Below are 7,756 nucleotides of genomic sequence, written 5' to 3'. Positions count from 1 at the left end.
TCTTGAATTTTAGCCGGATTAGTGAGTGGTAGTGAAATTTCTTTTACTCAAATTTAGGTATTCACTGACCATTCTTGTTATAAATACCAGAATAATAAGCTACTGATATTCTCTACCTTTTTTATCTTTATCCATCATAGCTAGCGATGCAACAAAGCCCACTGGGATCCAGGAAAAAGAATGGTGTCATGCAAGTAGCTAACACTGGGATCCAGGAAAAAGAATGGTGTCATCCGAGTAGCTTGACACTGGCATCCAGGAGACTTAATTGCAAGTAATGCATTGAGTTTGGTGAGTATGGGTTTTGCGTTATAGAATGAAGCACTTTTGGTGAATTTGTAAAGAAAGCTGGATCCCAGTGTCAAGCACTGGGATGACAAGAAAGGGAGCACTGGAATTTTTATTTCAGTATTGTACATTAGCCATGCATCTGAACAGATACGAGCTTTCTGCTTTTTTTGGGTAAGGTCAGTCAAAAAGGTTTTACAACAACCATAATAACTATAACTATTATCAATACTGTAACTGCTTCATTTAAAACGCGAAAATAAATATGTGACTTCTTATTCGAACCCATTGCAAAATTTTTCCTATATTTTGCAAGTAGCATATGAATAATTAACATCAAAAGTATTGCAAATGCTTTTACATGAAACCATCCTTCACGATATGCTTCCCTAATAACCATTAGTGTAATTCCAAGACCAAGTGAGAAAAGCATTGCAGGGTTTATGATATATCTAAGTAGCCTCTTTTCCATTGTTTGAAGCAAGCTATCATTTTCCGATCCCGGTTTTACAGTTGCATGGTAGACATAAAGCCTGGGTAAATAAAGCATACCTGCCATCCACATGATAACAGAGATAACGTGAAAAGCCTCAAGCCAGTGGTAATAGTTCATTAGCAAAAATTTAAAATTCCTGGTATTGTGTTAGTTTAATGAAAAAGAAATCGATATGAAAGCAGAAAATTTCACTAAAGAACAGATAATTGGATTCTACAGGAAAATGCTACTCATACGCAGATTTGAGGAAAAAGCAGGACAATTATATGGGATGGGATTAATAGGCGGGTTCTGTCACCTATCAATAGGACAAGAAGCAGTTGCAGTTGGAACTCAAGCTGCATCAAAATTAGGTGACGCTTTTATCACAAGTTATAGAGACCATGGCTTAATGCTCGCATGTGATTCTGATCCAAATGTTGTAATGGCAGAACTTACCGGCAAAGAAACAGGATGCTCGAAAGGTAAAGGTGGTTCGATGCACGTATTTGACGTTGAAAAAAAATTCTTCGGCGGGCATGGAATAGTGGGAGCACAAGTTCCAATTGGCACAGGAATAGCATTTGCTAATAAATATAAGAAAAAAGATAATGTGGTATTTACATATTTTGGCGACGGTGCTGCAAATCAAGGACAAGTATATGAATCGTTTAATATGGCATCTTTGTGGGAGTTGCCTGTGGTTTACATCATAGAAAATAATGAATACGCAATGGGAACCTCCGTGCAAAGGTCAACTTTAGTAACAGAGTTATATAAAAGAGGAGAAAGTTTTGGTATTCCTGGAAAACAAGTTGATGGAATGGATTTTTTCTCTGTTTATGAGGCTACAAGCGAAGCAGCGGAACACACACGCAGCGGAAAAGGGCCTATCCTGCTTGAAATGAAGACATATCGATATCGCGGTCACTCAATGTCAGATCCTGCTACTTATCGCTTAAAAGAAGAAGTTGAAGATATGAAGCAAAATCATGACCCTATAAGCACTTTAAAGAAATACATGACAGATAATAAAATGGCTTCAGAAGAAGAGTGCAAAGTAATTGATAAGGAAATACGTGATTTAGTAAAAAAGTCGGAAGATTTTGCCAAAAATAGTAAAGAACCAAGCGTTGATGAGCTGTATACTGATGTTTATAAATTTGTTAGCTAATTTTTTTATCCAGAACTGTACAAACATTGTATAGTAAACGATGTCATCCAAATAGCTCCTTCTCCCGTCATCCAAGTGCCCTCCTTTTTTTGTCATCCCAGTGCTCTGACTACTTGGATCCAGCTGAGTTGGTGAGTATAAAAGTATAGCTAACGCAAGCTCTACGTCATGCCGCCGCGAACCGTCATACCGCGATTCATTCGCGGTATCTCTAGATCCCGCTAACAAGCAGCGGGATGACGGTTGTCAGGCTAGCTGTCATCTCAGTAGTCTCCTTCTCCTGTCATCCGAGTAGCTGACACTGGTTCCTTTATGACGGCAGTAGCCCCTTCGGTGTCATTCCAGTGCTTGACACTGGAATGACACCAATAATTGACATTTCACTAGATATTCATTATAAATAATGGAATGCTACAAAGTATAAAAACCATATTAATAGAAGACGATAACGTTAGGCTGGATAGGTACATCAGAAGAATCTTTCCTGATCTAAAGCAATCTGTAATTGAAAAATCTTTAAGGAAAGGATTAATCAAAGTTGATGATTGCAAAGCAAAGTCCAGTGATAGAGTAAATTCTGGGCAAACTATAACGCTGAAGCACTTGAATTATATTGAAAACGCTAATTCTGATCGCAAATATAATGAAAAGTTAGTGAATCTACTAAGAGAGAACATATTATATGAAGACGAATATATACTAGCTATAAACAAACCCGCAGGGGTCATCGTTCAAGGTGGCGTAAAAGTAAAGATTAGCATGAGTGATTTGCTTGACCAAATAAGAGAGGGGGAAACATTTAAAATTGTCCATAGGCTAGATAGAGATACGAGTGGAGTGATAATATTCGCACGCAACGCTAACGTTGCCAGATACCTTATGGAAGAATTTAAAGGACGAAGAGTAAAAAAAACTTATTTAGCATTAACTTCTGGCATACCGAGCAAGGATAGTGGAACAATAGACTATCCATTGGTGAAAAAATATGTTTCAGGTCAAGAAAAAGTGGTCGTTGATGAAAATTCACCTCAGAATGCCACTACGCATTTTTCAATTATAGCAAAATCCAAACACAATGTTGCTTATTTAAAATTACAACCAATTACCGGCAGAACCCATCAGTTACGTGCACATTTAGCTCATATAAATTGCCCTATTCTTGGTGACGGTAAATATGGTGGTAAAAAAGCTTTTATTGATGGGATAGCAAATAAAATTCACCTTCATTCGCATTCTTTATCTTTAAAACTGCCAAACAATAAAGAAATCACTATCACCGCTCCTATCACTAAACACATCGAAAAATCCATTGAAGCGCTATTTTTCGACTGAAACGATTTCACCAATCAACTTTTCTGTCTTTGGCTTTAATTTGAAGCACAGATATTAGGCTAATTAATGCGCAGGCAGTAAGATAAATGCCTGCTGCAAGTTTTGTTTCGGTTTTTTCTATAAGCCACATGCATATGTATGGAGAAAGGCCACCAAAAATTCCTGCAGATATATTATTTGCTAAGCTTACGCCAGTGCATCTTACTTTTGTTGGAAACAGTTCACAAATAACAGAACCATATATTCCAAAAGATGCACCTACTGGTATAGTAATCAATAAGTAAGTTATTATTACGACATAGTGGTTAACGGAAGATAATAATGGTAATACACATGTACCAATCAGAGATAGCATAATCAGTACAGGAATCATTACGCGTTTTCTTCCAACTTTATCAGATAAAATTGCAAAAAGTACCGCAGATGCTGCAAATACAACCTGTATTACTATCCTCATTAAATCTTTAACACTAATAGATAAAATAACTAGCTCTTTTATTGATATATTATAAAACATTATTGCTGCGTAGACAATTGCATTCTGAGCAATTCCCAGATTGATTGAAATAATAAGCGGTCTTTTATAGTTTCTTACTAGTTCTAACAATGGTGAATGTGCTAAATTATTAGCGTACTTATTAGTTTTATATGCTAAGCTTTCTTTTAATATGTACCTAGTTAAAAAACCTATTGTCCCCCAAAAAAAGCAAAAATAAAAAAGCAACTTCCATCCCCATATTTCATAGTTCTCACCTGTAACTCTTTTGCAGATAAATATCATTGTTATGCATAAGAGCGTTCCAAGGGCTCCGCTAAAGGGCTTCATACTTCCTAAGAAACCTAGATTTTTTTTATCTTTTGAATGCTCTATCGTAAATGCTGTATTAATGCTTGTTTCACCTCCTGCAGTTATTCCTTGCACTATTCTACAAAACACAAGCAATACAGGTGAAAGCAACCCTATTTCTTTATACCCAGGTATAATTCCCATAATTGTGGATGATATTGAAATTAATATTACTGAAGTAAGTAAAGTCTTTCTTCTGCCATACTTATCTCCCATATAACCAAAAATTACTGCACCAATTGGTCTAAACGCAAAACCAATTGCAAAAACACCAAGGAATTTGAGTGTACTCAAATAATGATCTTCTGATGGGAAAAAAACGTTGATGATTGTATCTGTTAATACTCCAAAAAGAGTGAGTTCATACCACACAATCATGTTACAGATCATGCCCGATAGTATTGCTTTTTGGATATTATTCATGGTCTTTCAATTTAACATAACCTAATATATCATTAACCGGTGCTCCTTGCTATAAAATTTTTCATTCAATAACCTTCAAGGATAATTCACGTAAATGCTTATCCTCCACCTTGGAAGGAGCACCCATTAGAACATCTTCACCTTGCTGGTTCATAGGAAAACAGATTACTTCACGAATATTTGGCTCATCAGCAAGCAGCATAACTATTCTATCAACTCCTGGTGCTATTCCACCATGAGGAGGAACACCAAATCTGAATGCACGTACAAGTGCACCGAATCTTGTATCAACTTCTCCCCGGCTATAACCTGCAATGGCAAAAGCTTTATACATGATATCCAGTTTGTTATTACGAATCGCCCCACTTGACAGTTCTATTCCATTGCAAACAAGATCATATTGGTAAGCAAGGATATCCAGTGGATTTTTGTCCTCTAAATCTTTCAGACCACCGTGTGGCATGGAGAATGGGTTATGAAAGAAATCGATTTTTTTACTTTTATCGTCATATACAAAATATGGAAAATCAATGATCCAACAAAACTTGAAGATATTATCATCTATAAGACTGAGTTCTGACCCTAAAAGAGTGCGTACTTTTCCTGCAATGTTTGCCGCCTCATTCTCTTTGTCAGAAGCAAAAAATACACTATCTCCTGGCTCTATGTTTGTTGCTTCTCTTATGTGGTTTAGCCTATTTTCATCAAGAAATTTAGCAATTGGGCCTTTCGCAGTTCCATCTTTATCAAACGTTATATATCCGAGACCCTTAGCACCGAATTCTTTTTGCGCATGTTCTATCTTTTTATCAAAGAAGCTGCGTGGTTCCTCTGCTGTTTTAGGTGCAGGGATGGCTCTCACTACCATACCACGCTCAATATTGCTTTTGAAAATATTGAACCCTGAATCACGAAAAATTTCTGTAACATCGCTGATTAATAGTGGATTACCCAAATCTGGCTTGTCAGAACCATACTTAAGCATTGCCTCTTTGTATGTAATGCGTGGAAAATCTTTATCGACAGACTTGCGAGAAAATTTAGCAAACACTCTATATAAGGTAGACTCAATAATCTGAAAGATGTCTTCTTGAGTTACAAAAGACATTTCAAGATCTAGCTGATAAAACTCTCCCGGAGAACGGTCAGCCCTTGCGTCTTCATCACGAAAACACGGTGCAATTTGGAAATATTTATCAAACCCTGAAACCATGAGCAACTGTTTGAAAATCTGCGGAGCTTGTGGCAATGCATAGAACTTGCCAGGATTTAGCCTGCTTGGCACTAGGTAGTCGCGTGCTCCTTCAGGAGAGGAAGCAGTGAGTATTGGAGTTTGAATCTCTAAAAATCCTCGCTCTATCATGAGCTTGCGGAGCTCTGCAATAATTTGTGAGCGCAAAATAATATTGTTGCGGACTTTTTCACGTCTTAAGTCAAGAAATCGATATTTAAATCTCATGTTTTCTGGGTATTCTTGCTCGCCGGTAATGCTTGCCAATATACTTCTTTCTTCTTTTGCTATTTCTTCATCAAAGTGGAACTCAACTTCCGACTCAACGCGCAAATTGTTGACTATCACCTCGATTTCTCCGGTAGAAATAGAGCTGTTTACCGTATCTTCAGTTCTAGCTTCAACTATTCCTGTAACAGTAATTACACTCTCCAATTTTAAATTTGATATCTCATCAAAAAAGTCTTTGTCATTATTAAATACTAGCTGAGTGATTCCGTAGAAGTCTCTTAAATCAACAAAAATTAGGTTACCATGGTCGCGCTTACGATATAACCATCCAGAAAGGGTAACTTCCTTTTCTACATCATTCTTTCTTAATTCTTCACACGTGTGAGTCTTGTAGCAGTTCATATTTGTTTCACTTCTAAATTCTTTAAAAAGTATAGAAATAAACCTTACCACATACAAGCCCATTCGTCAGATATTTGTCCAGTTTACGAAATAGAGCAGTATTACTTTTATACTGTCTTTACTCACACAAAAATTGCACAATTTCTATAATTATGGTATAATATAGTGTGGCGTAAGCTGAGTACAGAAAATGTCTTTCGGACAAATTATTATATATAGTATAGCATTACTTGCTATAGTCAAAGTATTTCTCTTTTTGAGAAAAATATACAAAAATCGCATTAGAAAAATCATATTTCCTAGAAAAGTTTTTAAAGAAGAGTGGGAAGAAGACAGAAAATTCAATGAATTATATCAAAAAAATAAGCAAAAAGAGTTGATGAAACAACAGGAAATACTGCGTGAGAAGCAAAAAGATGTGCAAGTTTATAAAGAAGATCCAGAAATAGTTGACATAGCAAAACCGGTAGGTAAATGGACAAAGATGGTTATGATGGGTAATGGTTTAATGCAGCGTTTTGCACAATTGATACATAGAGAAGGCGGACAGAAAGGATTTTGGGAGCTGTTTGTAAAAGCTCAGGCTTCAACTCAAGGTAAACATAAGGGAAAGGGCAGATAATCCATGCTTGAATGTGAAAATTTATCCTGCACTCGTAATAATAAGGTACTATTTAAGAATCTCAGTTTTAAAGCTGAGCTAAAATCAAAGATTCTAATCACTGGTCCAAATGGTAGTGGTAAAACCAGCTTAATTAGAAGTTTATCTGGACTTTTACCGCCGGTATCAGGCAATATAAGGCACTGCGGAAAAGATATATATGATGATCCAAAATCCTATATATCTTCTATGGTCTATATAGGCCATAAGAATGCCTGTAAAGATAGCTTAACTGTTGCTCAAAACGTAGAATTCTGGGCAGGAATACGAAATACTAGAGAATTGATTGTGGCAGCTATTTGTTGCTTGCAGTTGCAACCTGTACTTAATATTAGATATGGCGAACTTTCTGCAGGCTGGAAAAGGAGAGTTGCGCTTGCTCGCCTCTTGATTTCTAATGCAAACGTTTGGCTGATAGATGAACCATTTTGTAATCTTGATAGTGCAACGTGTGAATTAGTGCTGAACCTAATCTCAATACGCTCTGAGCAAAATGGTATAGTAATTATTACAGGGCATAGCTCTACAGAGCAATTGTGTGATTTTACAACGATTGATATACGTAATTTCAATAGACTTCTTGTATAGTTTTTGGCAATAACCGCTAGAAATAAAAAACTTGCTTGACAAACTCCGCCAGCCCCCTTATCATAAACACTGAAGCTATTTATTTATCTTCTCTGTACAGATTA

General features: G+C 36.4%; 8 protein-coding genes. 4 read left to right on the top strand and 4 right to left on the bottom strand.

The window, feature by feature from the left end; genetic code table 11:
* Positions 1-140 precede the first annotated feature (140 nt).
* Together OZD62_RS03855 and hemJ are read right to left on the bottom strand one after the other, a co-directional pair.
* Entirely contained in the window at positions 141-419 is a 279-nt protein-coding gene (locus OZD62_RS03855; protein ID WP_138265071.1) for a hypothetical protein, read from the bottom strand.
* A 53-nt stretch (positions 420-472) separates the two neighbouring features.
* Entirely contained in the window at positions 473-901 is a 429-nt protein-coding gene (gene hemJ, locus OZD62_RS03850; RefSeq protein ID WP_010082641.1) for a protoporphyrinogen oxidase HemJ, read from the bottom strand.
* A 55-nt stretch (positions 902-956) separates the two neighbouring features.
* On the opposite strand from hemJ, the gene pdhA reads away from it, so the two are divergent.
* A complete protein-coding gene (pdhA, locus tag OZD62_RS03845) occupies positions 957-1,937 on the top strand; it encodes a pyruvate dehydrogenase (acetyl-transferring) E1 component subunit alpha (RefSeq protein ID WP_006279887.1) in 981 nt (326 codons plus the stop codon).
* 408 nt (positions 1,938-2,345) lie between these two features.
* The gene (locus tag OZD62_RS03840; RefSeq protein WP_006279888.1) at positions 2,346-3,269 is read left to right on the top strand and encodes an RluA family pseudouridine synthase; all 924 of its coding nucleotides are present in this window, start codon (positions 2,346-2,348) and stop codon (positions 3,267-3,269) included.
* A 7-nt stretch (positions 3,270-3,276) separates the two neighbouring features.
* Here the strand turns inward: OZD62_RS03840 and OZD62_RS03835 are convergent, their stop codons facing one another.
* Positions 3,277-4,539, bottom strand: coding sequence for an MFS transporter (locus tag OZD62_RS03835; RefSeq protein WP_038198717.1), 1,263 nt, complete (start codon positions 4,537-4,539; stop codon positions 3,277-3,279).
* Between the two features lie 61 nt (positions 4,540-4,600).
* Positions 4,601-6,403: an aspartate--tRNA ligase gene (gene aspS, locus OZD62_RS03830; protein ID WP_275019465.1), complete on the bottom strand. Its 1,803-nt coding sequence runs from the start codon at positions 6,401-6,403 to the stop codon at positions 4,601-4,603.
* Positions 6,404-6,593: 190 nt separating this feature from the next.
* Here aspS and OZD62_RS03825 point away from each other — a divergent pair, with 190 nt between their 5' ends.
* On the top strand, positions 6,594-7,025 hold the full coding sequence (locus OZD62_RS03825; protein WP_010082661.1) for a hypothetical protein: 432 nt from the start codon (positions 6,594-6,596) through the stop codon (positions 7,023-7,025).
* 3 nt (positions 7,026-7,028) lie between these two features.
* On the top strand, positions 7,029-7,652 hold the full coding sequence (gene ccmA / locus OZD62_RS03820) for a heme ABC exporter ATP-binding protein CcmA (protein ID WP_007548816.1): 624 nt from the start codon (positions 7,029-7,031) through the stop codon (positions 7,650-7,652).
* Positions 7,653-7,756: the final 104 nt, after the last annotated feature.

Origin of the sequence: Wolbachia endosymbiont of Drosophila seguyi, from assembly GCF_028981765.1 — a bacterium.
Lineage (GTDB): Bacteria > Pseudomonadota > Alphaproteobacteria > Rickettsiales > Anaplasmataceae > Wolbachia > Wolbachia pipientis.
Note: the sequence above shows the minus strand (reverse complement) of the source record. Positions and strands in the feature narration are given on the sequence as shown.

Excerpts from the sequence above, each read along its gene's own strand:
- OZD62_RS03855 (WP_138265071.1), bottom strand. The coding sequence starts at position 419 with ATGTACAATACTGAAATAAAAATTCCAGTGCTCCCTTTCTTGTCATCC.
- OZD62_RS03840 (WP_006279888.1), top strand. The coding sequence starts at position 2,346 with ATGCTACAAAGTATAAAAACCATATTAATAGAAGACGATAACGTTAGG.
- hemJ (WP_010082641.1), bottom strand. The coding sequence starts at position 901 with ATGAACTATTACCACTGGCTTGAGGCTTTTCACGTTATCTCTGTTATC.
- ccmA (WP_007548816.1), top strand. The coding sequence starts at position 7,029 with ATGCTTGAATGTGAAAATTTATCCTGCACTCGTAATAATAAGGTACTA.
- OZD62_RS03835 (WP_038198717.1), bottom strand. The coding sequence starts at position 4,539 with ATGAATAATATCCAAAAAGCAATACTATCGGGCATGATCTGTAACATG.
- pdhA (WP_006279887.1), top strand. The coding sequence starts at position 957 with ATGAAAGCAGAAAATTTCACTAAAGAACAGATAATTGGATTCTACAGG.
- OZD62_RS03825 (WP_010082661.1), top strand. The coding sequence starts at position 6,594 with ATGTCTTTCGGACAAATTATTATATATAGTATAGCATTACTTGCTATA.
- aspS (WP_275019465.1), bottom strand. The coding sequence starts at position 6,403 with ATGAACTGCTACAAGACTCACACGTGTGAAGAATTAAGAAAGAATGAT.